This is a genomic window from Pedobacter nutrimenti (genome assembly GCF_003208655.1).
GTDB lineage: Bacteria > Bacteroidota > Bacteroidia > Sphingobacteriales > Sphingobacteriaceae > Pedobacter > Pedobacter nutrimenti.
Map to the genome: position 1 here is coordinate 382,590 of NZ_QKLU01000005.1, position 26,825 is coordinate 409,414.

25 protein-coding genes are annotated in these 26,825 nt (G+C 39.8%); 19 read left to right on the forward strand and 6 right to left on the reverse strand.

Annotation, left to right across the window (positions count from 1 at the left end; all coding sequences use genetic code 11):
• Nucleotides 1-7 precede the first annotated feature (7 nt).
• The 10 genes from B0O44_RS16565 to B0O44_RS16620 all read left to right on the forward strand — a co-directional run bounded on the left by B0O44_RS16565 (nucleotide 8) and on the right by B0O44_RS16620 (nucleotide 8,884).
• Entirely contained in the window at nucleotides 8-3,400 is a 3,393-nt protein-coding gene (locus tag B0O44_RS16565) for a DUF6443 domain-containing protein (RefSeq protein WP_110832902.1), read from the forward strand.
• 184 nt (nucleotides 3,401-3,584) lie between these two features.
• Nucleotides 3,585-3,944, forward strand: a complete 360-nt coding sequence (locus B0O44_RS16575; protein WP_110832906.1) for a hypothetical protein — start codon at nucleotides 3,585-3,587, stop codon at nucleotides 3,942-3,944.
• Between the two features lie 590 nt (nucleotides 3,945-4,534).
• Complete coding sequence (locus B0O44_RS16585) at nucleotides 4,535-5,335, forward strand: hypothetical protein (protein WP_110832910.1); 801 nt, start codon at nucleotides 4,535-4,537, stop codon at nucleotides 5,333-5,335.
• Nucleotides 5,332-5,676 (forward strand): hypothetical protein, encoded by a 345-nt coding sequence (locus B0O44_RS16590; RefSeq protein WP_110832912.1) that lies wholly within the window; start codon nucleotides 5,332-5,334, stop codon nucleotides 5,674-5,676. The genes B0O44_RS16585 and B0O44_RS16590 overlap by 4 nt, the downstream gene beginning before the upstream one ends.
• A gap of 387 nt (nucleotides 5,677-6,063) precedes the next feature.
• Nucleotides 6,064-6,537, forward strand: coding sequence for a hypothetical protein (locus B0O44_RS16595; RefSeq protein WP_110832914.1), 474 nt, complete (start codon nucleotides 6,064-6,066; stop codon nucleotides 6,535-6,537).
• Between the two features lie 228 nt (nucleotides 6,538-6,765).
• Nucleotides 6,766-7,209 carry a hypothetical protein gene (locus B0O44_RS16600; RefSeq protein ID WP_110832917.1) on the forward strand — a complete coding sequence of 148 codons (444 nt, stop codon included), beginning with the start codon at nucleotides 6,766-6,768 and terminating at the stop codon, nucleotides 7,207-7,209.
• A 379-nt stretch (nucleotides 7,210-7,588) separates the two neighbouring features.
• Complete coding sequence (locus tag B0O44_RS24885) at nucleotides 7,589-7,813, forward strand: hypothetical protein (protein ID WP_146229859.1); 225 nt, start codon at nucleotides 7,589-7,591, stop codon at nucleotides 7,811-7,813.
• Between the two features lie 3 nt (nucleotides 7,814-7,816).
• On the forward strand, nucleotides 7,817-7,999 hold the full coding sequence (locus B0O44_RS16610; protein WP_110832925.1) for a hypothetical protein: 183 nt from the start codon (nucleotides 7,817-7,819) through the stop codon (nucleotides 7,997-7,999).
• A 131-nt stretch (nucleotides 8,000-8,130) separates the two neighbouring features.
• Complete coding sequence (locus B0O44_RS16615) at nucleotides 8,131-8,409, forward strand: Imm27 family immunity protein (protein WP_110832926.1); 279 nt, start codon at nucleotides 8,131-8,133, stop codon at nucleotides 8,407-8,409.
• A gap of 7 nt (nucleotides 8,410-8,416) precedes the next feature.
• The gene (locus B0O44_RS16620; protein WP_146229860.1) at nucleotides 8,417-8,884 is read left to right on the forward strand and encodes a hypothetical protein; all 468 of its coding nucleotides are present in this window, start codon (nucleotides 8,417-8,419) and stop codon (nucleotides 8,882-8,884) included.
• Between the two features lie 150 nt (nucleotides 8,885-9,034).
• On the opposite strand, the gene B0O44_RS16625 is transcribed toward B0O44_RS16620, so the two are convergent.
• Together B0O44_RS16625 and B0O44_RS16630 are read right to left on the reverse strand one after the other, a co-directional pair.
• The gene (locus tag B0O44_RS16625) at nucleotides 9,035-9,250 is read right to left on the reverse strand and encodes an Lrp/AsnC family transcriptional regulator (protein ID WP_110832931.1); all 216 of its coding nucleotides are present in this window, start codon (nucleotides 9,248-9,250) and stop codon (nucleotides 9,035-9,037) included.
• A 31-nt stretch (nucleotides 9,251-9,281) separates the two neighbouring features.
• Nucleotides 9,282-9,548, reverse strand: coding sequence for a hypothetical protein (locus tag B0O44_RS16630; protein ID WP_110832933.1), 267 nt, complete (start codon nucleotides 9,546-9,548; stop codon nucleotides 9,282-9,284).
• 813 nt (nucleotides 9,549-10,361) lie between these two features.
• Here B0O44_RS16630 and B0O44_RS16640 point away from each other — a divergent pair.
• From B0O44_RS16640 to B0O44_RS16655, 4 genes are all read left to right on the forward strand, one after another.
• Entirely contained in the window at nucleotides 10,362-10,928 is a 567-nt protein-coding gene (locus B0O44_RS16640) for a GNAT family N-acetyltransferase (RefSeq protein ID WP_110832937.1), read from the forward strand.
• 295 nt (nucleotides 10,929-11,223) lie between these two features.
• Entirely contained in the window at nucleotides 11,224-11,655 is a 432-nt protein-coding gene (locus B0O44_RS16645; RefSeq protein WP_110832939.1) for a hypothetical protein, read from the forward strand.
• A 101-nt stretch (nucleotides 11,656-11,756) separates the two neighbouring features.
• The gene (locus tag B0O44_RS16650; protein WP_170123358.1) at nucleotides 11,757-13,265 is read left to right on the forward strand and encodes an endonuclease/exonuclease/phosphatase family protein; all 1,509 of its coding nucleotides are present in this window, start codon (nucleotides 11,757-11,759) and stop codon (nucleotides 13,263-13,265) included.
• Nucleotides 13,266-13,295: 30 nt separating this feature from the next.
• Nucleotides 13,296-14,408: an agmatine deiminase family protein gene (locus B0O44_RS16655; RefSeq protein WP_110832946.1), complete on the forward strand. Its 1,113-nt coding sequence runs from the start codon at nucleotides 13,296-13,298 to the stop codon at nucleotides 14,406-14,408.
• A 204-nt stretch (nucleotides 14,409-14,612) separates the two neighbouring features.
• On the opposite strand, the gene B0O44_RS16660 is transcribed toward B0O44_RS16655, so the two are convergent.
• The gene (locus B0O44_RS16660) at nucleotides 14,613-15,104 is read right to left on the reverse strand and encodes a hypothetical protein (protein WP_110832948.1); all 492 of its coding nucleotides are present in this window, start codon (nucleotides 15,102-15,104) and stop codon (nucleotides 14,613-14,615) included.
• Between the two features lie 189 nt (nucleotides 15,105-15,293).
• Between B0O44_RS16660 and B0O44_RS16665 the strand changes: the two genes are divergently transcribed.
• The gene (locus tag B0O44_RS16665) at nucleotides 15,294-16,427 is read left to right on the forward strand and encodes a serine hydrolase domain-containing protein (protein ID WP_170123359.1); all 1,134 of its coding nucleotides are present in this window, start codon (nucleotides 15,294-15,296) and stop codon (nucleotides 16,425-16,427) included.
• Between the two features lie 82 nt (nucleotides 16,428-16,509).
• On the opposite strand, the gene B0O44_RS16670 is transcribed toward B0O44_RS16665, so the two are convergent.
• A complete protein-coding gene (locus tag B0O44_RS16670; protein WP_110832951.1) occupies nucleotides 16,510-17,412 on the reverse strand; it encodes a hypothetical protein in 903 nt (300 codons plus the stop codon).
• A gap of 135 nt (nucleotides 17,413-17,547) precedes the next feature.
• Nucleotides 17,548-19,128 (reverse strand): serine hydrolase domain-containing protein, encoded by a 1,581-nt coding sequence (locus B0O44_RS16675; protein ID WP_110832953.1) that lies wholly within the window; start codon nucleotides 19,126-19,128, stop codon nucleotides 17,548-17,550.
• Nucleotides 19,129-19,566: 438 nt separating this feature from the next.
• On the opposite strand from B0O44_RS16675, the gene B0O44_RS16680 reads away from it, so the two are divergent.
• On the forward strand, nucleotides 19,567-20,802 hold the full coding sequence (locus tag B0O44_RS16680; protein WP_110832956.1) for a thioredoxin fold domain-containing protein: 1,236 nt from the start codon (nucleotides 19,567-19,569) through the stop codon (nucleotides 20,800-20,802).
• Nucleotides 20,803-20,903: 101 nt separating this feature from the next.
• Here the strand turns inward: B0O44_RS16680 and B0O44_RS16685 are convergent, their stop codons facing one another.
• Nucleotides 20,904-21,266 carry a DUF2200 domain-containing protein gene (locus tag B0O44_RS16685; protein WP_110832959.1) on the reverse strand — a complete coding sequence of 121 codons (363 nt, stop codon included), beginning with the start codon at nucleotides 21,264-21,266 and terminating at the stop codon, nucleotides 20,904-20,906.
• A 365-nt stretch (nucleotides 21,267-21,631) separates the two neighbouring features.
• On the opposite strand from B0O44_RS16685, the gene B0O44_RS16690 reads away from it, so the two are divergent.
• The 3 genes from B0O44_RS16690 (at nucleotide 21,632) to B0O44_RS16700 (ending at nucleotide 26,825) form a co-directional block, all read left to right on the forward strand.
• Nucleotides 21,632-22,231 (forward strand): RNA polymerase sigma-70 factor, encoded by a 600-nt coding sequence (locus tag B0O44_RS16690; protein ID WP_110832961.1) that lies wholly within the window; start codon nucleotides 21,632-21,634, stop codon nucleotides 22,229-22,231.
• A gap of 127 nt (nucleotides 22,232-22,358) precedes the next feature.
• Nucleotides 22,359-23,399, forward strand: coding sequence for a FecR family protein (locus B0O44_RS16695; RefSeq protein WP_170123360.1), 1,041 nt, complete (start codon nucleotides 22,359-22,361; stop codon nucleotides 23,397-23,399).
• Between the two features lie 219 nt (nucleotides 23,400-23,618).
• Nucleotides 23,619-26,825 carry a TonB-dependent receptor gene (locus B0O44_RS16700; RefSeq protein WP_170123361.1) on the forward strand — a complete coding sequence of 1,069 codons (3,207 nt, stop codon included), beginning with the start codon at nucleotides 23,619-23,621 and terminating at the stop codon, nucleotides 26,823-26,825.

The following is a 26,825-nucleotide window of genomic DNA, read 5'->3' on the forward strand; positions in this document are numbered from 1 at the left end:
CGCATCGATGAACCATAAAAAGACAATCAAAAGCCTGTTTGTAGGCTTCGTACTGGCCGGTTTCTGTTTTGAAGCCAGTGCCCAGCATATTACCAGAAACTTATATAGCGATGAAGCCGAAATTCAGGCTTCGGGCAGTGTGACCCTGGCCGATGGATTTTATGTACCCCAGGGTAAAAACCTGCGGGTATTTACAGGATACAGTTTTCGGGAATGTGCTGCTTTTTTAAGCACACCCAGCGCTGAACAAAATTACGTGAGCACCAAGGTATTTAAAGTAGCCGGTGTAACAGAAGCGAACCTGAATGCAGCGCGCAGCAGTTGCGAGGTGAACCAGACCATTCAGTACATCGATGGCCTGGGCCGTCCGCTGCAAACGGTAACTGTACAGGGCAGCCCGAGTTTTAAAGATGTGGTGCAGCCTTTTGCCTATGATGCCTTTGGGCGGGAAAACAAAAAATACCTGCCTTATACCGCAGCAGGAAACACCGGTACTTACCGCACGGATGCCCTTGCAGCACAGGCTGGTTTTTACAACAACCCGGTAGCGGGCATCCCCGCCATCCCGGGCGCAGCCTTTGCAGAAACTAAATTTGAAGCCTCGCCCCTAAACCGGGTACTGGAACAAGGTGCCCCGGGTGCGGTCTGGCAACCTGCGGGGAGCCGCAGCGCTGGCAGTGGCAGGACAATGGTGAGTGATTACGGGGCCAATACGGCGGCCGATGGGGTTAAACTCTGGACGGTAAATGCCGGCAGTGCCAGTGCAGGGGTTTACCAGGTGGGTACCCTGCAAAAAACAATCAGTAAAGATGAGAACTGGGTTTCGGGTAAAAGTGGAACGGTAGAAGAGTTTAAAGATCTGGAAGGACAGGTGGTGCTGAAACGCTTATGGGAAACGGAAAGCAAAAGTTTATCGACCTATTATGTGTACGATGAGTTGGGGAACCTGCGATACGTATTGCCCCCTGCAGTGAACGAAGGAACAGACAAAAGCACCGGGGTGATTGGTAGTTTTACAGAAAACGATGCGGTTTTTGACCAGTTTATCTATGGCTATCATTACGACGAGCGTAAACGGTTAGTTGAAAAGAAAATCCCAGGCAAGGGCTGGGAGTTTATGGTGTACAACAACCGGGACCAGTTGGTGCTGAGCCAGGATGCCAGACAAAGAAACACAAACCAATGGATATACAGCAAATACGATGCTTTGGGCAGGGTGACCAGTGCAGGTCTGTACACAGATGCTTCCAGCAGGACAGTTTTACAGACCAGCCTAAACGGACAAACTACGCTATGGGAAAACCGCCCTGAAGGCTTGGATTACAGCAATGTGGCTTTTCCTCAAAGTGCTACAGAACAATTGACGGTCAACTATTATGACAACTATGGTATTCCCGGCATTCCGAACAACCAAAGTTCGGGTTATACCAGTCAGCTGACAGGGCTATTGACCGCCTCCAGGGTCAAAGTACTGGGCAGCAGCGATGAACTCTGGACGGTGAACTATTACGATAAAGAAGCCCGGGTACTGAAAGTGTACAAACAGCATTACAAAGGGGGCAGCCTAAATGCCAGCAACTATGATGAGGTAGAGAACACCTACAACTTTGCCGGAGAGCTTACCGCAAGTACCCGCAACCATTATAGATTAGGAGGCGCCTTAACCACCATTGCCACCCGTCATGAATATGACCATATGGGCCGCAAAAAAGCAAGTTTTGAATCGATCAACGGAGCAGCAGAGCTGGTGCTAAACAAACTGGATTACAATGAAGTGGGGCAATTGATGAAAAAGTCGCTGCACAGCACCGATGGCACCAATTTCCTTCAATACAGTACCTATGCCTATACCCCAAGGGGCTGGTTAAAAAGCAGTACCTCCGATCAGTTTAACTTAAGCCTGCAGTACAACGAAGGCGCTGACCCTCAGTACAATGGGAACATTTCCGCCCAGCAGTGGGGGCCTGGCCTTGGCAACGCCTTTAACTACAGCTACGATGCACTCAACAGATTGTTGTCGGGTATAGGTTCCGGCCCGGCAGCAGCAGGCAAAAGCGAAGCCTTGAGTTATGATGTAATGGGTAACATCACCAGCTTAAACCGCAATGGGGCTTTAGGAACCTACAGCTATACCGGTAACCGCTTAAACCAGGTGAGCGGTGGGCTGGCCACAGGCGTGTATGGCTACGATGAAAACGGCAATGCGACTACCGATGGCCGTAATGGGGTAAACATTGTTTACAACAAACTGAACCTGCCGGCGACGGTAAATAAAGGTGGTTTAAGTATGGCGTATATCTACGATGCGGCAGGCACCAAACTAAGGAAAGTGAGCAATGGCACTTCCAGAGACTACATTGACGGAATCGAATACAATGGAGCAGATATAGACATTATCCATACCGAAGAAGGAGTAGCCAGAAGGATAGGCACAGACTACAGTTACGAGTACAATTTAACCGACCATTTGGGCAATGTGCGTTATACTTTCCATAAACATCCCGTTACCGGAGCCCTGGAAGGCATCCAGTCGGATGATTATTATCCCTTTGGAAAAAGATTTGCGGATGGCGGGGTAAACAAATATCTTTATAACGGCAAGGAGTTGCAGGATGAGCTGGGACAGCTTGATTATGGGGCCAGATTTTATGATCCGGAGATAGGGAGGTGGAATGTGGTGGATCCTAAAGCGGAATTGATGAGAAGGCATTCACCATATAATTATGTGTTTAATAATCCGATGAGGTTTATTGATCCGGATGGGATGAAGCCTAATGACTGGATAAAATGGGCTAATGAAGATGGTCGTAAATTTATAACGTACGATTCCGGTATAAAAAGTGTTGACGAAGCAAAGACAAAAGGATATACCAATGTCGAAAAAGTTTTTGAAAGCGGAATCGGAAATTCAACGACTACTCAAGAAGAATTTGCATTTGAAAAAGGAGGTTTGTTTAGTGTTAACGGAGGAGATTTACAAAGTGTTAAAAGTGGCAGCTTTAGAGCAGAAAACGGGTTTACAATAGATGGAAACCTGAGTTATACGCAACAGGCTGCCGCAGTTTTTTCTGGTATAGGAGATTTTACTGGAGTAGGAGCTTCCGGCTTTGCAGCAACGGGGGTTGGAGCACCAGTTGGAGCGGTATTAGGAACTGTGAGTAGTATCACTGGTGGAGTTGGAACACTTCTAGATCTGGCTGACGATTTTTTTAATTCCAATACATTAACAGTGGAAAAATTTGTAACAAAAAGTATCACAACATTTGTTGCACCAGAAGCCTTAAAAAAGACTGGTCTAAGTGATACTCAAACATCAATTATTAATATGCAGATAATGGGCATCGATAAAACATTAGATCGTGGTAGAGATAATTTAATCGGGCCATATAAACCAAAATGATGAATAATGTATATGTGATACTGACCTTTTTAATCTTTTTTATTTCTTGTTTAATATTTATGGTTAAAAAAAAGATGATTTGGGAAGATACAGAATCTGATTATAGTAATTCTTTTTCTTTGAAGGCTTTTATTTTTTTAGTAGGAATAATTATAATTTTGGTAATAAGACTTATACAAAAAATATGAAATTTTTAAGCATTCTAATATTGTCTATTTTAGTTAGTCTATCTGCACCGCAAGAGGCTGTACTTCAGGGACGTTATAAAATGATTTTTGAAAAGGAATTTTCTTCACAAAATGGAACTATTTCCTTTGATAAAACAACTTATAGACGAGTTCGCGTTAATAGTGAATCAATTTCAGGTAAAATTGATTATCAGAAATTTAGGGTTGTATTAAAAGATGATAACCATACTTTCCAAATAATTCTATCAAAAAGGACTATTGGAAAAGATACTATACCATTTAGTACGATTGACTTAAGTAAAAAAGTTGAAGCTGATATATTAATTAATGAAGGAATGCTCATTAAGTTGAATTAGAATCCATGTTTCATGGGTTTTTCAAGCTGGCGGATATATAGGATTAAGGAAGTATAATGTTAAAAGAAGTCATCTTATAATTTTACTCATGAGATTGGTTCCTGAGGTAGATATTATTAACTTAACTCGAGATAATATAGACTTGTATTAACAATCAGGTTTTCTATCGAAGACTTTATTGATGAGTTAAAGAGGTTGTCCAACCTTTTGGACAGCCTCTTTTCTATTCTTTAGGCTTCAAAAAAAATATTTTCACCTCCTTCAAATAGCTAAGCTCTTCTCATATCTCTAACATATTATTAAGGCTGAAAAAATCCCATCTCAAGGCAAAGAACATGATGAACTCTAACTTGTCGGAAAAGATTTGCAAAAGGTCTTGGAGTGTAGGTAAGTAAGATGATATCAAATGTACTTTGTAAAGTAGAGCATTCAGACTATACTAATGCTTGGAGAAGCGAAATCGTTATTGAGGGAGCAAGGGTAGTTCCAACTATATTAACCGCGTCTAAGATCAATGTTGAAAACGCATCTAAAGTGATTTATAAAAATTATCCTGAAATTTTAAGTAAACTTGGTTTATAAGTGAATACATGATAATCTATAGAAGAATATTTGGCAATATTGATAATAAGTCAAAACAAAGAAAATTGGAGGAATTTTTTGGAATTCCACTTGAACCCGGGTATTTCTCGAAGGATCTTGATGAAGAATCAATAGAATATAAAGCGATTAGAAATTATATCATTCCTTTTAACTTAGATGATAGTATAATAGGAACAGAGTTTACTGACGAGGAAATTTTTGAGGCAGAAGTATTATGTTTCACTGGCGGGCGACCTTTTGCATATCCACAACCTGAAGAACCGAAGTTTTTAGAAAACACCTATTTAGACAGTTGCTATAATTGTGGCTGTTTTGGTGATCAAAAGTCTGATTTTATAGTTAAGAAAGAACCGAATTTAAAACCAAATTCAGTAGCAACATTGCACTGGGTTTTTGGTGAGTTATTTTCAGAAACAGACTTATACCAAGAGTTTTTTAAAAAAATGGGATTGAGCAGGAGAACTCTTAAATTGAAGAATGGTCATGAGACCGCAAAATCGGTTGTTCAAGTTCTTCTTCCCAAACTAAAACGTGAATTAAATATGAATGGGCTGGAATTTTCTACCTGTCCAGTTTGTGGAAGAGTCAAGTACACACCAAGCACAATTGGTTTTTTCCCTAAACCAGAAACGGAGGATTTTCATATCATAAGAACTCGCGAATTTTTTGGATCTGGACATTCTGCGGATCATAGAATTCTATTAACAAATAATGTGATGAAAGAAATGATACAACTGAAAATAGCTAAAATTCACCAGTTTGTTCCTTGTAAATTTATAGCAACATGAATACGATTTTAGATAGAACATTTTTAAACTCAATAGTCGTAATAAATAACTTCAAGTTAGATTTTGGCGCGTTACATTTAGATATTTTATGTATAGAAGGCTCAGATACTGAAGTTAATTACAATATAGTATTATCTAATATTGCATATTTTGTCTTTAGACAGGAAAATTTTGATGACCAATTTGATGTTATAGATACATTTCTTGAAAAATTCAATGAAAGTTCCTATGTTGAATTTATGAAGTCTGACCGTATGCAAGATTTTTGGGTTTTAAGATTTCATAGTGGAATTCACCATCTTATTGTAGGATTTAAAGATTTGAAATTATATAAAATATAGTTGGAAATGCATTTTATATAAAAGGGATATAATTACACATCCCTTTTATTTATTGAATATCATTACAACAATAAATCTATTGAAAGATGTTTCAAACTTTATTAGGGAAGTATTTATATCATCCTTATTCTAAAACTATTATTACAAAGTAAAAGAGGAGGAAAAATTCTTATATGAAAATATAATCCGCTCGGTAACTATGAGGTGAATTTTTGTGATTTCGAGTAAGGCAAAGGCATATTTGATTGGAGTTGGGTTAGGCGAGGCAGCGCTACCAAAAACGTTATATAGGATGAATAGTCCTTTTTTAGGGATTACATCAATATTAATGTGGTTTTAGATAAGTGATAAGGGAGTATAGCTAATAACCCTTCAAAATAGTTTATTATGAGTGTTTTAAAAAAAATTACATTAGGAATTTTGGCTGTTCTTGTAGGCGTTGGTCTTTATAAATTGGCAGAACTTTATTCGCCGGGAAGTTATCCAAATGCTGAAACCTATGGATTTGATGTTAGTGAAAGTGAGCTAATAAAAGGAGTTCATCAATTTAAAATGGAAAACCCTCAGTTTACTCCTCCTGTTAAATTCGGTTTGAAAGAGGGGAGAGAAAATGCCAATGATCATTGGTACAGTCTTTATTTTTATTATCCAGAGAGCAAAGAAATTATTTATGCTTGGACTAGGCCGAAAGGCTTTGGAGGATCTACAACGCTTGGTTTTGTGGGAATAAATCAGGGTGATGAGCTAGGGAATTGGAAAGATATTAACAGAGATTTCAATTCCTCTGAGAACTCAATTCAAAAGAAAAAATTTGAAACTTTAATTTTGAATCCTATTAGAAAGATTATTGATAACAAATGATAGAAGTAAAGTCTTTGTATGCTTGGTTAAATAAGGGGGATGTATGGAAATATGGAGAAACCACCTCAAAAGATAGATATTCACAAGATTACTTAAGGAAAGAAGGAGTGATTTTTCTCCTCAGTTTCCGGGCAATCAAGTAGAAATAAAAGTTGCAGAAAAAGTGCAAATCTATAAGTATGTAATTGCACACGGTTCTTTGCCACCTGGAAATAAAATATTTAGATAATGGAATTTGCGTTAACAATGGAAGTCTCTGAACCTATTATAAAAAATGGAGTTTCGGACTATATTAAACAGTTATCCGATCAGGTTGCGGAGTTTTTTAAAAAAAAGGATTATGGAGATGATTTACAGACACTTTATATCGGAATTATTTGTGTCACTTCGGAATTTGACTTTTTTTTCAAAGTAAGAAAGCCAAAATATAAAAAGGGTAAGAAAGTTACAATTGAGGATGGAAGACCCTACGAACGAACGGATTCTTTAGTTTATGATATAAAGCTAGACTATGATTCATTTGTGAATGCAAATGAAAATGAAGTGAAAATGATGTTGTCTACAGAACTTTTAAAATCGTTTATAGTTTTCGATTCTGTGAAAATAAAACGGTTTGATAGAGAAAGTTTTGAAAAGGATGTGACCTTTTTTCTCGAATCATATATTAAGTAGAACATTATATTGAAATCTTCTTAGTACAAGCGCAAATGTATTTGTGCTTGTACTTCATTTGTGTTTTCGGTAAGGTAATTCTTGTCGAAAAGTAATTACGTTTGGAAGTAATGAATTCGGAAGGAGAAACAGGTTCTCCAACTTATATAGGACCAAAAAAGACAACCTAATCGATGAAGCTAAATAAATTAAGACTAATAAAGCTAACTAAAGACGAATTGAATAAACTAGGATATATTCTATTGAAGGATATCGATAGTGGAGCAAATGGATTATATGGGAAGTTAATTTCGCCTGATCTGTTTTTAACGCCTATCGAGTATATGGTGGTGATGCCAAGGGAGATGGGTTTTCCTGGACGCCAACTAATCCTAACACTGTGTCCAATTTTAGAGATGCTGCCGGTTTGCCTTCTGGTGGGGAAAGTGGCATGGTAAATACGGGACAGTTTGTAATAGAGGGGACCGTTGATCATAGAAATATATTAAAAGTTAAAGCAGCTGAACCTTTAGATGGAAATAGAGGAGGTGGAATACCTGAATATATAATTAATCCGAAAAATGTAAATAAAACAAGGGCGTCTGGTGCAAATCCGACATTTTAAATTATGGAAAACAAATATTTAGGAATGACAGTAAATGAACGCTTATATGTAAGTGGTTTGATGGATAAATTTGAAAAGGCAATAGAAAAAAGAGATATAGAAAAAGTAATAGCAATTCTTAAGACGGTAGAACTTAATGATGCTTCTATTAAACCTATTTTAGCCAATCATGGGCTTACAATATAAAAGCCTATAATTTTTTATTGAGTCTTATAGAGGCGAACTCTTCTTTAAGTATATAATTGTATTTAATTTTAATGTCTGGTGGTTGTATTTTTTAGCCCAATGCTTATCAATTTCATCAAAAAAGTAATACCATGATGATAAATTCAAACGAAATAAAGATTACGGGTAATTGGACTTTTAATGGTCGAAAAATAATCGAGGATGAGCAATGTGAGAGAATATATTGGTTACGCGCTAATTACTTAATACGGATAGCTTCCGATGAAAGTGGGTGGGATGTTCTATATCAAGATCCAGAAAGTATGCAGTACTGGGAACTGATTTATGAACATAGTGAGTTGCAAGGAGGTGGACCTCCATCATTAGTACAATTATTAAAAGAAAATGCTTTGTCAAAATATATTATATAAGCAATTTTTGAATACTGAAGCATTTTTAATAGGTATGTTTCTAATGGCCATAACGGGCTGTTCTTCCAGCGGAAATGGTACATTTAATACGGAGGAGCTTGTATCTAGTAAAGAAGAGAAAATTTATATCAACACTTTAAACTGGGGTGTAACAGATGATAATCAAATTTCTTCTGTCTCGAGCGATCGAAATAAACTGTTAAAAAAGGGAGATACATTGAATGCTGTAAAAGGTCTGGAGCCTTTTATCTATACTTTTAAAAAGGATACATTGAATTTGTATTTTGACGGGCAGGTAAATTATAGTATCACAGAAAAATTTAAAACAATACAAGTTAATTTTATAGCTCTAGATAAAAAAGAGTTTGCAAAGGATCGAGAAAAGGCATACAAAAATGAAGATGGATATTGTACAGTCCCAAAGAGTAAGAAAAAGGATTATCCTTCAGATATGCCAAAACCCCCATCTAATTAAACAAAAGCCTAAATCAGGTAATTTGGTTTTTTGTTTTTAGACATCAGCATTTATTTGACGGAGCAAACAAAGCCCGGGAATTAATTAGTTCCTGGGCTTTGTAGGTTTCAATATCCAACATCTATCAAAAAAGAGAGAACAAAAACTCCCTCATTCCGCCCTATCAAACTGTACAAAAACAGCACCTTCGCTGCCCATGGTCCGGTATTCCAGTCTGATTTCACCGGCTTCAATTAATCGCTTTACCCGGAAATGAACTTCCTCTATGCTCAGGCCAAGCTGTTTGGATAATTTTTCAATAAGCGCTTGCTCCTGGGCTGGGGTGATTTCATGCACCACAATGTCTGTGTCTTCTGATTCTTTCATGGTTGTATTTAATTAAGTTTAAGGGATTTTGTCATTCCTGCTTGCCCTGGTTTTCATAGGCGTCTTTACAATAAACAGCCACCAAAAGGGCATCCAATTGTTCGTAAAAGGTGGTCAGGTTTTCCTTTTCGATTACAGAAAGGCTCGCCCAGTTTTCGGAAAAGGCCAGTTTAAAAAGTTGCCAAAGCAGGTTTTGGCTTTCTTCCAGATGGTAGTCTGAAAAGAAAGAACTGATCAGCTGGGCCGATAAAGGAATTGAATTGGGCTGGTTTGGGTTTTGGTGGCTTTCCTGCTTCATTTAAAATATATGTTTTAAATGAGCCCCGGGAGGGATTCAGGAAATAGCTATAGCTTAAAAAAGAAATAGCGTTATGGACCCCAAATACCGCATCGACTGGCTTCTCACGGCCTTCCCAAACGGATTTACAATAGAGCCCATAACGCTATAGTGCATTCAAATGTATGCAAAATATTGTCATGGGCATTAATCTATTGTCTCGTGGGATGTTATTGTGAGAATTTGTCGATCGAGACTCTTATTAATACCTCAGTTAAGAAGTTGATATATTATTTTCGTTTTACTTCATTGTTTGCTGATCATTTAATTCCCTCGAGGATCAAAACCATCCGGTTTAGACAGACGGTTTTGACCTGTTGGGAAAATAGTTGCTTAATACAAATCAAATATATACAAATAACTTAAAAGACCAATAATTTCTATAAAATTAAATTTTGATTTATAAAGAATATTTTTGACTATAAAACCAATATTTTGAGAGGGCAGTTGAATTTTGAAAAAAGGGCTTTCAGAAGGGTAGGAGATAGGTATTTTAAAACAGCAGGTCGAAAAAAACTGGTCAGTCTGAAACTTAATCATTTTTCAGTTTAATTCCCAACCAGATGACCCATTCGTCCAATTGCCCACGCATAATTACAAGGGACTATGAAAAAAAATATACTCTAAATTTAAGCCCTTCCACAAAAAAACAGCAGAAGAAATTTCGGTCAAAAACTTAAAAGGGTCCATTGCTTTCAGTTACAGGGCCCTAATGCAAAATATCTTTATTTCCTTTTATTTTATATTTGAAGAAGTAACTAAAGGATAACATGAATGATCAGCGAACAAAAATACATTTTTACATCAGAGCGATTGGGTTTTAGAAACTGGTTAATGACAGATGTCGAAATCATGGCCGAAATCAACTCAGATGAAGAGGTTATGGAGTTTTTTCCTGGCACCAAATCCAGGCAGGAAACCACCGAATTTATAGAGAGAATGCAGCATCAGTTTCAAGAAAAAGGCTTTTGTTATTATGCTGTAGACAAATTGGAAACCAGTGAATTTATTGGCTTTATTGGTTTGTCAGAACAGGTTTTTGCTGCTGACTTCACGCCATGCATTGACATCGGCTGGAGACTAAAGAGAGCGCAATGGAATAAAGGTTACGCAACGGAGGGTGCTAAAAGATGTCTGGACTATGCGTTTAACCAGCTGAAATTAGAAAAAGTGATGGCCATAGCGCCCACAGTTAATTTGAAGTCCGAGCAGGTCATGAAAAAAATTGGAATGAAAAAAACTAAAAACTTTAACCATCCGGGTTTAGCAGACCATAAAAGACTGCAGGAGTGTACCCTGTATGAAATAAATGCAGGCGAGTTTAAAACCATATTTAACTGAACTTTACGAATCGAACACACGATACCATGATCGAAAAATCTATAGAGAGACTTCATTTTTTATGCAATACCATCCCAAGCTTATTGCTGGAAATTGAGGAGAGCATGTTTTCCATAAAAACTAGCCTCTTGCAAATATAACCTAAAGCCTTATGTATAAGTCCTTAACGGATTAAACACAAGCTGAAACTGGATGGAGAAGAAGACCTTAACATTTTTTACAGAACCTGGGATAAAACAAATAAACGCTGCCTAATATGAAATATATTTTGTTGTTCGCCTGCTTAATACCATGCATGGGTTTTAATAAAACTCACTTTATTGACATCACCAACGATTTCACCATTGATCGATTCGAGGCTGTGAAGCATTTTATTTTAAAGCATGGTAATACCCAAACCTATCGTAATTTTGATAGTAATAATCCCCATTACAAGATAGATAACACTGATATTTATCTTAATGCCGAAACCGGGCAGCGGAATATCAATAATAATCCTGATTTATCAGATTTCAATGAGATTACAATTCACCCTTCCTCTGGTCCATATTATACGATCAGGATAGTGAGAGCAGGTGATCATCGCAAAAAGAATATTCGTATTCCGGACAAAATGCAGGAAAAAAGAGTCTACCTGATCAATGACTATGGAACTGTTTCTGCCGCTATGAAGAAAGATGTGCTGAACCATCTCCTGAAAATTGAAGCAAAACTATCCGTTTTTTAAATTCATACAAAGAGCATGTTGAAGCTGTATTGGCCCATCAATATGCTAAAGGAGACCATACCAATACAAGTATATGGCTAATTAAATAAATGACTGTAAATATGAAGAAACTGATACTGGCCCTGGGCTGTATATTTAGTCTTTCCGCTGCCAGCGCTCAAAACCAACTGCTGTTTCAGGAAAAATTTGAACATCCTGCAGCTTATGAAAGCGCAGCGGGGGTTAAGGGCATGGCACTGAACCTGACGGCGACTGCAAAGAAAAGAAAGCCGATAAAAACGGAACTGTTGAGCATGCCGGCCTCAGGTTCCTTTACCACGGTGGTCTGGACTAAAGCAGCTCAGATAGATGATGAAGCTTATATTTTGTTATCAAATAAGAAAGAAAAAACAGACAGTACACAGACCGTTTGGGAATTGGGGAAACAGGCAACGGGGGCCTGGTATTGGAGTGCCATGCATGGTAAAAGCAAATATGAGTATCGGCCTACTTTACGCAGACAGCCTATTAATGATGGAAACTGGCACCAGCTTGCTTTTACTTTCAACAAAGAGAAAAAAGAGGTCCGGTTATATTACGATGGAAAGAACGTGGCCGTTTATTTTACGCCTGAATTGAGCGATATGCTAACAAAACAGACGCAGCTGACCATTGGCGGTACTTCAAGTGGTGACCTGAGTGAGTGGGAAACCTATAATGGGATGGTTGATGAACTTGTGGTGTACAATAATAGCTGGGATGCCTCCCAAGTGATGAGTTCGTATTTTTCCGTTAGTGGCCGCCCATTAAAAAAAGAAAGGGCGAGGGTACCTGCACAGTTAAAAGTAATGAACTATAACATTTGGCACGGGGGGCGTGAGACCGGAAAGTATGTTGGTCCGGGCCGCATTACCGAAGTAATTAAAGAATCAGGTGCAGATGTCATTTCTATGCAGGAGACCTATGGTTCAGGCGCCCGCATTGCGGATGAACTGGGTTATTATTTTTACCTCCGAAGTACCAATCTTTCCATTATGAGCCGTTATCCAATTGGAGAAACAATTATCGGTATCCAGTCTTTTTACAATGGAGGGGCCCATATTAACCTGGGTGCAGGAAAAAAGGTACTGTTTATAACCAATTGGCTTAATTATCCCTTTGACTATTGGGACGATCTGGAAAAAAATGTGGCCATAGACAGTGCTTCCTGGATGGAACAGCAAAAAAAGGAAAATGCAGGAAGGCTGAAGCAGATCCTGGAAGGTGTAAAAGGAGATATTGCCAATGATATCCCAGTGATTTTTTGCGGGGATTTTAACACAGGTTCCCATCTGGATTGGACCAAGGCGACTAAACATCTAAACAAGGGACATATTATGCCTTTTCCGACAGGTATTTTAATGGAAAATGCCGGATTTAAAGATTCGTTTCGCGTGCTGTACCCAGATCCCTTAAAAAATAGGGGAATTACCTGGAGTCCTCAGTTCAAGCAATATTTTAAGGACCGGATTGATTATATCTATTACAAGGGAAATGGGCTTGTACCCCTGGCATCAAAAGTATTTGATACCCATAAGATATGGTATCCCTCAGATCATGGAGCGGTTATGACGACTTTTAGGTTAAAATGATTAAATTAACAGTAATAAAATACTGAAGGGATGAAAAAAATACTTTATTTAATGGTGGTTTTTCCTCTAATGGTTTTTGCGCAGAAAAACCAAAGCCAATTGTCAAAAACCAATGGCATTTTATATACCATGCCCGAAGAATCTGAGCCCCATGAAGGTACCTGGCTTCAATGGCCTCATGAATATCAATATGGTGAAACCTATTCAAACAGGCTTGATGAGACATGGATAGCCATGACTGAAGCATTGGTAAGGAGTGAAAAGGTACACATCATTGCCTATGATGAGGATGAAAAAGAGAAAATTGAAGAAATGCTGCATGAAGCGAATGTTTCTTTAGCAAATGTAGATTTTTACATTTTTCCCACCGATGATTTTTGGGTTAGGGATAACGGGCCAATTTATGTGAGGGATAGAGCAGGTAAATTGCTTATTGAAGACTGGGGCTTTAATGGTTGGGGGAAAAAAGCCGCTTTTACCAATTGTAACGCGATACCATCAAAGATTTCTAGCGCTCAGGGGAAAACACGGGTCGACTTAAATTCAGTAATGATCAACGAAGGAGGGGCAGTTGAAATTGATGGGAACGGAACTTTACTGACCACCAAAAGTGCTGTTTTAAATTCCAACAGAAACCCGGGAATGTCTCAAGCACAAGCCGAGGCTATTTTTAGAAAATACCTTGGTGTAACTCATTTTATCTGGTTAAATGGCAAGGCGGGACTGGAAATAACCGATATGCATATAGATGGTTTTGCGCGCTTTGGAAATTCAAGCACTCTGGTCACCATGTCGGAAGATGATCTGGCGGACTGGCAGGTACCTGATGATGATATTGATAAACTTTATCAGGCTAAAAACAAATCAGGGAAACCTTATCGGATCGTGAAGCTGCCCCTGACAAAAAATGCAGTGACAACAGCCTATGGAAAAGAACTTGGCTACAAAGGTTCTTATGTGAATTATTATATTGCCAATAAGGTCGTTTTGGTTCCAAACTACCACGATGTTAATGATGCGGTAGCTAATGCCATCATTCAAAAATTATATCCCACAAAAGAGGTAGTGGGTATTGACGTAAGAAATTTATATGCAAATGGTGGCATGATCCATTGTGTAACACAACAGCAACCTAAACAATAGACCATAGGCTGTTTAGAAATTAATCACTTGTTTGTTTTTGATAAATCCGATTTTTTATCGATGGATATTAAACTGGCGCTTTATGATTTAGGGGAGGGGATCATGGATGACTTGCTGGAGAATATTTTTAGATCCTTTTGTATTGGGAGATGGACGGGCAAACTGACGCAAATCACTTCAAAGTATAACAATATAGCGAACTAACTAAGGCTTAACATTCATTGTATAGCTGATTGGATAATTATCTTTTTCCACACTAAGAAGGACCCCTCTTTGTTTCGTATTGAATTGCGAATAATGAATAGAAATCGTATCACCAACTTCAAGGGGGTAAGTGATATTTGCATAGGTTAGGTCAAACCTTTCCGGACCAAAAAACAAAATCATTTCTTCTGCAGGTGGTTCCTTTTGAGTGATTCTACCCCTTAGTACCATTTTTTGATGATGTAACGAGCGCCTAATTTTGCGGATACTGTAAAAAGCAGATAGGTTATAAGAAAGGACAAGGATAAGGAAAATGTAAAAATAGACTAATCCCCAAAAAAATATTAAAACCAACAGCGGTAACAGCAAAACATTTATCTGGTAATGATTCCTTATCGTCTTTTCAATGACCAATTTGTCTTTTTCCGTTAAAGGTGAAAAAATTGTGGTATAGTACTTATTTAAGTTTTCGTTAGACTGATCAGGCATCATGTAATCTCCTGTTTTTCATTACTAAAATTAAGTATTTTTCGATCACTCATCTTTTTTATGCTGACTTTAAACAAAAACCCATAACAGACATGCTAAGCAAAAGATCTGTGGCTTAATGTTTTTGTCGTAAAGTAGGGGTAAGAGCGGACTTAGATGTCATATGGAGGATATAAAAAACTGAAATTCAAAATGAAAACCTCCCCCTTTTATTACGTTATTCTTGTTTTATTCCTGATTGTTTGTGGTTGCAAAAAGTCAGAACAACCAAAACCAGAAAGTAAAAAATTCTATGAAATCGAAGCCTATCTTCAGACTGTCAGTGAAACCGTACCGGGTCTTTCGATAGCGATAACCAATGGTCCAGACATAGTCTACACCAAATCATTTGGCTTTAGCAACGTTCAAAGTAAAGAGAAACTTACCCCGCTGAGTACTTATCATGTTGCATCTGTATCCAAAACATTCACCGCTACGGCAGTGATGCAGCTCGCTGAAAAAGGTAAAATTGATATTGATAAACCCTTAATTACTTATCTCCCTTATTTTAAATTGAAGGATATACGGTATAAAGCAATAACAATTAAACAAATGCTCAACCATACTTCCGGAATGCTGGACATCTCTAATGCTGATGATGAAAAATATTACGACTGGGATAAGGCTATTGCCGATGAAGGTGCATTGGAACGTTATACGCGAAGCTTAGCTGATTCAGCAATGCAGAGTGGCCCGGGCCTTGAGTATCACTACAGCAATATCGCATATGACGTATTGGGGGATCTGATTGCCAAGGTTTCTGGAATGCCCTTTGAAAAATATGTAAAGGACAATATCCTTAGCCCACTGGAAATGAACGAAAGCAGCTTTTATTATCCCGAAATTAAAAAAGATTTGCGCACTTCTCCACATACGGGCAACCCGCCTGTTTTGAGAGCGGTATATCCATACAATAGAATGCACGCACCAAGTTCGACGTTAAACTCAAACGTTTTGGAACTCTCTCATTGGGCAATCGCCAATTTGTATGAAGGTAAATATAAAAACAGGCAGATCATTTCTTCTGCTACTTTTTCAAAAATGGTCAGCCCTACAATTCATGTTCCTGATTTTAATGCAGATATGGGCTTGAGCTGGTTTATCCTCCCTTATAAAGGTTATAAAACGTATTTACATGATGGTGGCGACATTGGCTATAGAAGTATGTTGGCACTGGTTCCTGAAAAGAAAATAGGAGTTGTACTGCTCAGCAATACAGATCAGGTTGATATTGAAATGGTATACTTCAAAGTATTGGATATTTTATTGGCTGCAACAAATCCATAAATCCTAATGCTTTAACATCCATTGGTGCTCGCCAGGCCTTCGTTTTCAGTTGCAGTGTTTATTCATAAGCCCATTAATCTGTTTAATCGATCTTATATTTCTTTTTGACAGTTGTTACTGTTTGATCGTCTGTAACAGGTACGTTGACCTGGCTTCCAAAAATCTGGTAATGGTATTTAATAGAATAAATCCGGTCTATCAACATTTTTAATGGTACAACCTGCAATTCTTTTTCTTGAACAGCTTTACTGACATCGGGCAAATATTTTTCCATCATTTGTATATTGGAATGTTGAATGACCACCCACATGACGCTTTCATATTCTTTTCCCACATAAGATTTTCCTATATATGTTTTATAAACAGCATAAAGTGAATCAACAAGATGTTGATTTTTAAGATCAAACGGATTTTGTTTGACCGCATCAAAAGGTGTTGTAGATCTGAATTTCTGGTCGTTTACCTGCATCAAGGAAAATAACGATACAAGCTTTTCATCCAATTGATTGTCCTTCGCATATTGCTTGGGATCCAACTGTTTGGTGCTGCTGTTGTGGGGTAGGGAGCACTTGGCATAAAAAGCCAAAAATGTTTCGGGGATTGTTTTTTCGAGGTTTGGAGAACCGCCGAAGGCCTTTACATAAGAACAGACCGCATCCGCATCTAAAGTAATGGCCTTTTTAAATGCGATTTCGATATTTACAGCGGGCTCCTTTAGCCTAACAAAAGCTCCCGTAATGTTCCAGTAGTCGGCAACATTTAATTTTTCGGAACCTGCCTTTGTACTGGACTTGGTTTCCCCTAATATGCGTAAAGCTAAATTATATTGGTCGTCGGTTACGCCGGCCCTTTTTATGGGAACAAAAGTTAAAATGGCTTGATCGAAGGTTTGATCGTTGAAAACATAGTCAGGTTTTTCTGTCTGGCAATAGCACAGAGTGTTCGCCAACAGTGTCATAAAAAATAATTGAATTACTTTTTTCATACGATGTAAAAATTACACTAAAATACTCAATACCTGTTTAATAAAACTGTATTTCTCAGCCAGTAGGATGTTTTACAAATTGAAATCCTGACGGGTTGTCCAAAAGAAGGTTTCCAGTATTTCTGAAAGCACTCTTTACAGGGCATTCATTTCTTTAATCACCTCAAGAATGCTATTGTCACGGGCGTATTGCAGCTTCATATCATTAATGGCTTTCCAATAGTATGTACGTCCTTCTTGCGTTTTGCCTTGACCCAAGAGTATCTGTCCGGCTTTACGGGCTGCTTGCGCGGATAGCTGCCAAAATTCGAAGCCTTTAGCATCTGCGAGCTTAAGGTAATATTCCAGCGCTTTGGTACTTTTACCCAAAGACTGGTAATAATTGCCCAAGTCGGTCAGGACATATGGCTGCACATGTCCATAAACCCGGTAAGCCTCGGCCAGCTGATCGGTCAGCTGATAAAAGGACGGTTCGCGCAGATCAGTAAGCAAATAGGTCAGGCCCGGATCATAACGCCGAAAGCGTTCCGGGTATGCTTTGGCCAATTGCGCAATGATTTTTGTTGCCTCATCCTTGTACAATCCTGTTCTTTTCTCTGTATAGCGTAAACACAGCGCCTTACCAATAAGTTTTTCCGGCTCAAGCTGCTGTTTTGCCTGAGCATCTTTGTTGAATATAAAATGCTCCAGAAAGGCCGCTGCAAAAGGCGATTCCCAAATCTGTCCGGCACCCAACCTCAACGCTTCTGAAGGGGCGTTGGAATTGGCCAGGAAAATAAAAGTATAGCCTGTTTCCGGTACCCTGATAAAAAGCGCTGCATAATCATCTGCCTGTCCATAATGCCAGTGGAGCTTTTTGCCGGCGAATGTCTCGCTGAACCAGCCAAGCCCATATGGGCTTAACGAGCCATCGTTCAGTACTGTCGCTGAGGTCATCTTTTGATAACTGTCCTGGCTCAGGAGTGTATGTTTGTCATAGCTGTTGGTATATTTGACCAGGTCACCGATGGTTGAAAGCAAACCCCCAGAAGGGAATGCCCTTGTCCAACGCTTATAATTGACGGTGTTCTCCATAAAACGTTTACTTACCTGGTCATAAACATAGGGTTTGGCGATATGCCTGAACAGTGTATCTGTACGGTCTTTTGGAAAACCAAAAATGGTATGGTCCAAGCCCAGTGGGCTTAGCACCCGTTTTTGCAGCTCCAGTTGGTAGGCATCAACTTCGGGTGTATGATTGCCTGCGGTTTCAAAAAGCCCGTACATATAGTTAAAGCGCGAGCCGTTGTAAACGAAGGAGTTTCCAGGGCCGTCTTCAGAAGTCTGGGACAGAAAGTGTCTGAGACGGGTATTCACGTCTACATTATAAGGCCAGCCGAAACCGATATCGATATAACGGTAATGCAGCATGTAATCGTCAAGAGAGGCTTTATGTTCCTGTTCATATTGCATAACCAGGTTGGCGGTCATGGTCTTGGTCACCGAAGCAATCATAAACAGGTCATCCTCTTTCACCGGGATTTTCTTTTCAAGGTCCGAATAGCCTCCCATTTGACGGTAAACTATTTTGCCATTTTTGACTACGGCTATGCTAAAGCCCGGCAACTGCAGTATCGCTGCGGTTTGGTCCACTTGTTTTTGAAAACGGATGGTGTCCTGTGCAAATATGCAGGTAAAGGAAAACAGCAGAAGCAAGGTGAGCAGGTTCGATCGCATGTGAAATTTAATAAGCGTAAAATTATAAGACGCTTCCCATTTTCAATTGTTGCACTTTTGACCCTTGGCGAAGTTCATTTTGAACGGACGTTTTATTAGCTATGGTCTTTGAGCCAATTTATCATTGCATGTTTAAGTTAAATTAAATAGAAGTCAGGTTTCGTTGGCTGCAGATTTATAAATATATATTTTATCCACTACAGCCAGAATAGCTTCCAGTACTCGCTTTTGTGTATACCACAAATGTGCACACTATTTGCAGCCTTAAGGGGCGAAAACATGATAAACTCTAGGATCGTCCGGGTATAAGAAAAAATAATTACATTAAACATTAAATAATTGGAAAAACTAATCTTAGTTTTATGATTACTACCTTTTGTAGAAGCTGCTCAAAAGCTATTTTCAATAAATAATCTTTTAATGTAAATAAAAAAGCAAATGAAAAAACTACTATTCTTCTTCTTACTGATTCCCCTGCTGGGTGCAGCACAGGATAAAGGAACACATTTCGAACATGGCTTAACCTGGCAGCAGGTAAAGGAAAAAGCGATGAAAGAAAATAAATATCTTCTGGTAGATTGTTTTACCACCTGGTGTGGTCCCTGCAAATACATGAGCAGTACCATTTTCCCTCAGGAAAAAGTAGGTGCTTTTTTTAATAAGAATTTTGTGAATGTGAAGGTTCAGTTCGACAAAACCCCCGGAGATAATGAAGAAGTGAAAAGCTGGTATGCCGATGCGGAGGCCATCGATAAAGAATTCAAGGTCCGGGCTTATCCTACTTTTCTGATCTTTTCACCTAAAGGGGAGCTTGTACACCGTATTGTTGGGGGAGGGGAAGCAGACCAGTTCATCGCCAGGGCAGAAAAAGCATTGCATCCGGAAACACAATATTATACCCTGCTGAAAAAATATGAAGCGGGTAAACAGTCGCCGGAAGCTTTAAAACAATTGGCGCTTATTGCAGGGGACATGTATGATAAGGAGAATGCAGGAAAGCTGGCTGCGGCTTACCTGGATACGCAGAAAGATCTTTATACTAAAGAAAACCTGGAATTTTTGGCCAGATTTACGCAAAGCAGTAAGAGTAAAGGGTTTCAGCTGATGTTGAAAGACCGTCAAAAGGTAGATGCAGTACTTGGAAAACAAAAAGTGAATGATGTCCTTGGAGGGATCATTCTTCAGGAGGAAGTTTACCCGTATTTAAAAAAGCCTAACGTAAATTTAGACTCGTTGGTTGCCATAGCAAAATCAAAATATCCCACTGTCGACATCAGCCAGCAAGCGGACCTTCTGCAGGTCCAGTTTTATCAGGGGGCTGGTAACTGGCCTAAATTTCAATCGGCGGTATTATCTTACATGCGTAAGTATGGTAAAGAAGCAAACGGAGGAATGCTGAATAGTTTTGCCTGGTCGGTTTTTGAGAACTGCAAAGATGCAGAATGTGTAGCTGAAGCCCTGAGCTGGAGTAAACGCAGTATTGAAGAGACACAGAGCAAAGAACCAGCATTTTTAGATACCTATGCCAACCTGCTTTACAAAATTGGAAAAAAGGAAGAAGCGATTTTAGCAGAGCAAAAAGCCATTGCACTGGTTTCTGAAAAGGAAAAAGGGCCTTATCAGGTTACGCTTGACAAAATGCAAAAAGGAGAGAAAACCTGGGTAGAGAAATAAGATAAATTCTTTTGCATCCATTGAATTCGTCAGCGGAATAAAGCGCCGAAACACATTTCGGCGCTTTATTAGCTAGTCACCGATGTTCATTTAATATCTCCTCAGGTCCGCAGGATCTTCTCCATCTTTTTCCCTTTTGCCAGCTCATCAACCAACTTATCCAGGTAACGTACCTGCCGCGTCAGTGGATTTTCAATTTCCTCAATACGATAGCCGCAAATAACGCCGGTAATCAATACCGCCTTTGGATTTAGTGTAGCTGTATTAAAGAATGTTGCGAAAGTGGCTTTTTCTTCCATCAGTGTTTGAAGTTTTTCCATACTAAATCCGGTTAGCCATTGGATGACCTGGTCTAGCTCTTCTTTTGTTCTTCCTTTCTTTTCCACTTTTGAAAGGTAGGCAGGATAGACCGAGGCAAAGGTCATTTTTGCGATGCGGTCGTTATGTGCGGGACTTTCATTCATATCTTCAAAATATGAAATAGACCCTGATTTTCCAAATCATGAATACCGGGCATCGTTTTTTTGAAATTTGTTCCTTATTTGAACTTCTTGACCGGAATGCTTTCAACCATTTGATTTTCTGTGGTTTGATGCTTTGTAGGTTAAGTCAAAAACTATTTGCAGACAAGTCCCTCTAAAACGAAAATAGTCTATGTGAAGCCATGAATTAGCCATTTGGGTTGGTTTTGCTACAAAACTAAGATTACTGCATAACAGGCTTTATTTTCAGGCAAGCTAAAGGTTTAACATAAGTTTCTTAATGATAAGTTAACCTGGACATGATCTGCTGATCCTAATTTTGTTGGTACAAACCACGGTTAGAAACAATGTCTTTCCAACACAAGGAGCTTCCTGATCAGATACTGTTAGAAGAATGCCGGCGGGACAGTCGCCTGGCTTATGAAGCGCTTTTTGACAGGTACACACCAAGATTGTACAAATTTGGATTAAAATACCTCCATGATTCCCAAACCACAGAAGAATTGGTAATGGACCTGATGTTGTGGGTATGGAACAAAAGACATTCGATAGATCTGAAGACCGAATTTTCGGCTTATATATTCAGGGCCATGCGTAATTCGGTGATAAGCCATTTGCGAAAAAAAGTATTGGAGACCACTCCAATCGACCTGCTTTTAAACGAATTGGCCTTTAGCGGAAAGCCTGCTGACCAGGACCTGGAGTATAAGGAAACTGAAAGCCTGTACCTGGAAAAGCTGGCATTACTGAGCCCACAGCGGCAAAAGGTTTTTAGAATGAGCAGGGAAGAAAACATGAGCTATCGGGAAATTGCCCAAAGCATGAACCTATCGGTGAATACTGTAGAAAATTATATGGCGGCCTCCCTGGCTTTTTTCCGTACCAATCTGAAAGAGTATACCGATATCCCGACCCTGATCCTTCTAGCCTTTTTACTCGGTACCTGATTTCTGCAATATTTATTTTTTAAATTTTATTCAGCTGATAATCAAAATGTTGGTTGTCTTGTTCGTTTTTTTTAAAAACTCCATAGGTGGTCGTGTTCACGATTTGCGCCTTTATATAGGAAGGCCAATGATCATGGAACAAACAGCAGCTAAAATTTTACTTAAAAAATTTCTTGAAAATAAATGCAGTGCGAAAGAACTGGAGTTGGTTCGCGAACTGATGCAGCAGCCCGGCACGGATCAAATACTACACCAGATTATGCTCGAGCAGGATGGAGAAACCTGGGCAAAGTCGTTGCAAGAGGACCAGCAGAGCGCATTAGTTATTGCCGGTCTGAAACAGAAAGTATTTAACCAGATCGATAACAATACCCATTTGAAGGAGCAGGCCGGGTCCATCAAAAAACTCCATTTCTGGCGCTATGCGGCAATTTGGGCTGTTCTGGCTATTGGAATAGGTTCTTATTATTTAATCAGCAGGGATAAAGAAACCACAAATAAACAAATTGCGTTGCTAGAACGAAAAAATCCATTTGGCCAACGCTCAAAAATCATACTGCCCGATGGCTCCGAAATTTACCTTGGAGCAGGCAGCAAAGTCACTTTTCCTGAACGCTTCGTGGGCAATACCAGAGAGATCAGCTTAGAGGGAGAGGCCTTTTTCGAGGTGAAAAAAGACCACTCCCATCCCTTTATTGTTCATGCCGGAACCATCCAGACCAGGGTTTTGGGAACTTCCTTTAAAATCAATGCCTTTAAAGGCGAAGTATTGACCGTTGCGGTAGCGACCGGAAGGGTAGGCGTGAGCCAGCACCAGAACGGTAAGGCAATACCATTGGCCGTACTTACGCCAGGCCATAAGGTGAGCTGGAACAGCCAAACAAAAAGCGTCATACCAGGCAATGTGGAAGTGGACAACCTAAAAAACTGGCAACAGGGTAAGCTGGTGTTTGATAACGTTCCGCTAGAACAGGTGACCAGAGAACTGGAACGCTGGTACAATGTGAGTATCAATTTTACAGACCACAAAATAGCTACCTACCGCGTTAATGCCACATTTTCAAGTGATGAAAGCATCGATCAGGTCATGAAAGTGCTGTCGATAGGTGGAAAATTCAATTATACAACAAAGAACAACAAATCCTTTCATGTTTTTAAAAAGAAGTGATGCCTATGTAAAAATACAAACCGAAAATAAAAAAGAACACCCCGCCGGTTAGGCAGGGTGTCCAGTGACTTACAAAAAGCCGGCTCTTTGGCGATTGGCGGCTTAATGAAAGAATTCCCGGAAAATCCGGGTATACAGACCATTTTAATATTAAACCATCCGTAATAAAACAAAACTATGCAAAAAGTAGTACAACTACGCCCGTTTTTCCTATTTCTTATGAAGTTATCCTTTGTTTTACTGATTACACAGCTAACGTTTATTGGCGTATTACTTGCCAGTGAGGGTAAAGGCCAGGACATTTCCAGGCTGCAGGTCGCCTTGCCAAAAGGAAGCACCAGCCTCAGGCAAGCCCTGAAGGAAATTGAAAAACAAAGCGATCTTAAGCTGGTTTACGGCCAGGAGATCGACAAATATCCATCCCTAAAAATCAATGCCACTGAAAAAACAATCAGCGTGCAAAAGGCACTGGAAATGCTGTTGAAGAATACCAACCTTAAATATACCCTGGTTGGAAGCCATGTGATTATTGAAACCAAGCCCATCCCCCCAAAGCCTGGTAGGGTTTCCGGCAAAATACTGGACGAGAAAGGTGAAATATTGCCAGGGGCATCTGTGAAAATAGTAGAGACGGGTGCCCGAACCCAGGCCGGTGCTGACGGGACTTACCTGCTAAACCTTCAGCCCGGAACCTATACCATAGAGATCAGCTATATTTCGTTTACCACAAAGCGCATTACAGGTGTGGTGGTCACTGAAGGCGATAACACACCTTTAAACGTTTCTTTAAAGCCCGACACCAAAGGGCTGAAAGAGGTGGTGGTTACCTCGGGTTATAAAAAAGCTTCAACAGAAGGCCTGTTGGTTAAACAGAAAAATGCTTCTGAGATCAGTAATGGCATTAGTGCCGAACAGATTGCCCGAACACCCGATAAAAATATTGGCGAAAGTTTAAAACGGATCAGTGGCGTAAGTACGGTGGATAATAAGTTCGTATTGGTGAGGGGTATAGGCGAACGCTATAACGCCGCCATGATGGATGGAACGGTACTGCCAAGTACCGAAGCACAAAGTCGTAATTTTTCTTTTGATATGATACCTGCCGGCCTGGTAGATCAAGTGGTGGTGAGCAAAACGGTTACGCCCGATATGAATGCCAGTTTTGGGGGTGGGCTGATTCAAATTAATACCAAGGATATCCCCAGTGCAAATTTCATGAGTTTTACAGCAGGTGCCGCCTATAATGACCAAAGCACAGGGAAAGATTTTCTGAGCCATAAACGCGGTAAGTATGATTACTTTGGTTTTGATGATGGCCGGCGGGATTTCCCCACAGGGCTGGTACACACGAACCAAAACACGAGCCCCAACACCCCGGGCGAACTTTCAGAAGCAGATTTTCAAAAAAAGGTAACTGCTCAAAGCAAAAAGTTTACAAACGACAACTTTACCTTGTATAAATATAAAGCAGTCCCTTCGCAAAATTACCAGTTTTCAATAGGCCGTTTATTTGCATTAGATACCGTTAATAAGAACAAATTCGGTTTTACAGGCGCCCTGAGTTATCGCAATACACAAACGATTAATATCATAGACAACCTGTCCAGGGGAGTCTGGCAAATACCGCGGCCCGACTTAAATACCGGTGCGGCATATGTGTTTAACACCACTTTGGGGGCATTGTTAAATATGGGCTTACAACTGGGCAACAACCGTTTTAGCCTGCGCAATACCTATACCCACGTGTATGACAATACACTCGCAAGGATAGCGGGCTACGATCAGGAGAACGGCGGTAGTTTCATCCCTCTGGGCGTACCCAACCGGGTGGTGGAGGCCGATGATCCTACCTATACCACCTTGCTTCAGAATAAATTGAGCGGGCAACACCAACTGGGGAAAGTAAAAATAGAGTGGGATGCGGCCCGGACCTCGGTAAGCAGACAGGAAAAAGATGCAGTGGTTGCCTCAAGTGGCCCGTTTTTGATCAATGGTGACTATCAATATGCGTATGGTGGCAGTAAGTTTACCGAACCCCTTATCCAGCTCACTTCACGTCAGCATACCGAAAATAAAGAAAATCATTATTCCTTGAACCTATCTAGTACCCTGCCTTTTACATTTGCCGGTATCCGCAACAGTGTAAAAGCTGGTTATTTTGGCAACTGGAAAAAAGCGACATTTGACTGGCAGATTGCAGCCCTTTCCTTCAATGGCCCCGATAGCTTAAAATACAAGCCTATAAGCGAGGCATCCAAACCCGAAAATTTGAGTTATGACCGGTATAGTTATGCCATTCAACCCTTCTTTTTAGATAATTATGATGGTAAAAGCCAAACACACGCCGGTTATGTCGTATTTGATAGCCGGATCTCTGACCAGCTAAGATTGGTATGGGGGCTGCGTAGCGAATATTATAAATATACGGAGATCAAATCCGGGACAAATGGCAAAGAATCTGCCGGGGTATTCAGTGTAAAGCCTGATAAGCGCTGGCAGTGGCTCCCTTCGGCAAATTTAACCTATAGCCCTATACAATCCCTTAACATCCGGGCCGCTTTTTCCAGCAGTGTGGTGAGGCCCGAGCTGATGGACAATAACCCATTTTTTAGGTATAGTCCCTACCTGGATGGTTTGTATGGCAACAAAGGTTTGTACAGTACCCGCATTAACAGTTATGATTTTAAAACAGAATGGTTCCCCGGATTGGGCGAAATTATTTCTGTAGGAGCTTATTATAAGCGTTTTGATAAACCTGCCGAGCTCACTTACTTTTATAATGGCAGCGATAATTATTATTTGCAAAGCGCCGATTGGGCAAAAGTCTACGGACTGGAGTTTGAATTGCGTAAAAACTTTGGCTTTATAACCAATTTAGATGTTTTGAAAGACATCACCGCTTACGGTAATTTAACCTTGCAAAAATCAACCGTGCAGGCCACCTATGCGGTTAACAATCCAGAGGTGGGCAAACCTTCCTTACAGGTTCCTGTGGAGCAAAAGCGTGCCATGTACGGGCAGTCGCCTTACCTGTATAACCTGGGCTTACAATACACGGGCAAGCATTTGGGTTTTAATGCCGTTTACAATAAATCTGGCTATAAAACCTATGTGGTTAGTGATGACCCAACCTATATTGAATACGAAAAACCACGGGAACAACTGGACCTGCAGATCAGCTACCGCTTGCTGAAAAATAAACTGGAAATTAAGTTTAACGCGGGTAACCTCACGAACAATGCTTCTACTATTTATCGCAATACAGGCAGTTATGAACTTATTCCGGGGAATAATGCCGGAGCCGATAAAAGTAAAGCCTATCGCCTAAAACCAGGTTTTAGCAATAATTACGAAGAGGGCGATCAGATCAGGTTTCAACAAAAATTTGGCCGTACCTACAGCACTTCATTTATCTATAATTTTTAA

What these genes read in the sequence shown, in the direction of transcription:
- B0O44_RS16565 (WP_110832902.1), top strand. Translation starts at nt 8, where the DNA reads ATGAACCATAAAAAGACAATCAAAAGCCTGTTTGTAGGCTTCGTACTG.
- B0O44_RS16575 (WP_110832906.1), top strand. Translation starts at nt 3,585, where the DNA reads ATGAAATTTTTAAGCATTCTAATATTGTCTATTTTAGTTAGTCTATCT.
- B0O44_RS16585 (WP_110832910.1), top strand. Translation starts at nt 4,535, where the DNA reads ATGATAATCTATAGAAGAATATTTGGCAATATTGATAATAAGTCAAAA.
- B0O44_RS16590 (WP_110832912.1), top strand. Translation starts at nt 5,332, where the DNA reads ATGAATACGATTTTAGATAGAACATTTTTAAACTCAATAGTCGTAATA.
- B0O44_RS16595 (WP_110832914.1), top strand. Translation starts at nt 6,064, where the DNA reads ATGAGTGTTTTAAAAAAAATTACATTAGGAATTTTGGCTGTTCTTGTA.
- B0O44_RS16600 (WP_110832917.1), top strand. Translation starts at nt 6,766, where the DNA reads ATGGAATTTGCGTTAACAATGGAAGTCTCTGAACCTATTATAAAAAAT.
- B0O44_RS16610 (WP_110832925.1), top strand. Translation starts at nt 7,817, where the DNA reads ATGGAAAACAAATATTTAGGAATGACAGTAAATGAACGCTTATATGTA.
- B0O44_RS16615 (WP_110832926.1), top strand. Translation starts at nt 8,131, where the DNA reads ATGATGATAAATTCAAACGAAATAAAGATTACGGGTAATTGGACTTTT.
- B0O44_RS16625 (WP_110832931.1), bottom strand. Translation starts at nt 9,250, where the DNA reads ATGAAAGAATCAGAAGACACAGACATTGTGGTGCATGAAATCACCCCA.
- B0O44_RS16630 (WP_110832933.1), bottom strand. Translation starts at nt 9,548, where the DNA reads ATGAAGCAGGAAAGCCACCAAAACCCAAACCAGCCCAATTCAATTCCT.
- B0O44_RS16640 (WP_110832937.1), top strand. Translation starts at nt 10,362, where the DNA reads ATGATCAGCGAACAAAAATACATTTTTACATCAGAGCGATTGGGTTTT.
- B0O44_RS16645 (WP_110832939.1), top strand. Translation starts at nt 11,224, where the DNA reads ATGGGTTTTAATAAAACTCACTTTATTGACATCACCAACGATTTCACC.
- B0O44_RS16650 (WP_170123358.1), top strand. Translation starts at nt 11,757, where the DNA reads ATGAAGAAACTGATACTGGCCCTGGGCTGTATATTTAGTCTTTCCGCT.
- B0O44_RS16655 (WP_110832946.1), top strand. Translation starts at nt 13,296, where the DNA reads ATGAAAAAAATACTTTATTTAATGGTGGTTTTTCCTCTAATGGTTTTT.
- B0O44_RS16660 (WP_110832948.1), bottom strand. Translation starts at nt 15,104, where the DNA reads ATGATGCCTGATCAGTCTAACGAAAACTTAAATAAGTACTATACCACA.
- B0O44_RS16665 (WP_170123359.1), top strand. Translation starts at nt 15,294, where the DNA reads ATGAAAACCTCCCCCTTTTATTACGTTATTCTTGTTTTATTCCTGATT.
- B0O44_RS16670 (WP_110832951.1), bottom strand. Translation starts at nt 17,412, where the DNA reads ATGAAAAAAGTAATTCAATTATTTTTTATGACACTGTTGGCGAACACT.
- B0O44_RS16675 (WP_110832953.1), bottom strand. Translation starts at nt 19,128, where the DNA reads ATGCGATCGAACCTGCTCACCTTGCTTCTGCTGTTTTCCTTTACCTGC.
- B0O44_RS16680 (WP_110832956.1), top strand. Translation starts at nt 19,567, where the DNA reads ATGAAAAAACTACTATTCTTCTTCTTACTGATTCCCCTGCTGGGTGCA.
- B0O44_RS16685 (WP_110832959.1), bottom strand. Translation starts at nt 21,266, where the DNA reads ATGAATGAAAGTCCCGCACATAACGACCGCATCGCAAAAATGACCTTT.
- B0O44_RS16690 (WP_110832961.1), top strand. Translation starts at nt 21,632, where the DNA reads ATGTCTTTCCAACACAAGGAGCTTCCTGATCAGATACTGTTAGAAGAA.
- B0O44_RS16695 (WP_170123360.1), top strand. Translation starts at nt 22,359, where the DNA reads ATGATCATGGAACAAACAGCAGCTAAAATTTTACTTAAAAAATTTCTT.
- B0O44_RS16700 (WP_170123361.1), top strand. Translation starts at nt 23,619, where the DNA reads ATGAAGTTATCCTTTGTTTTACTGATTACACAGCTAACGTTTATTGGC.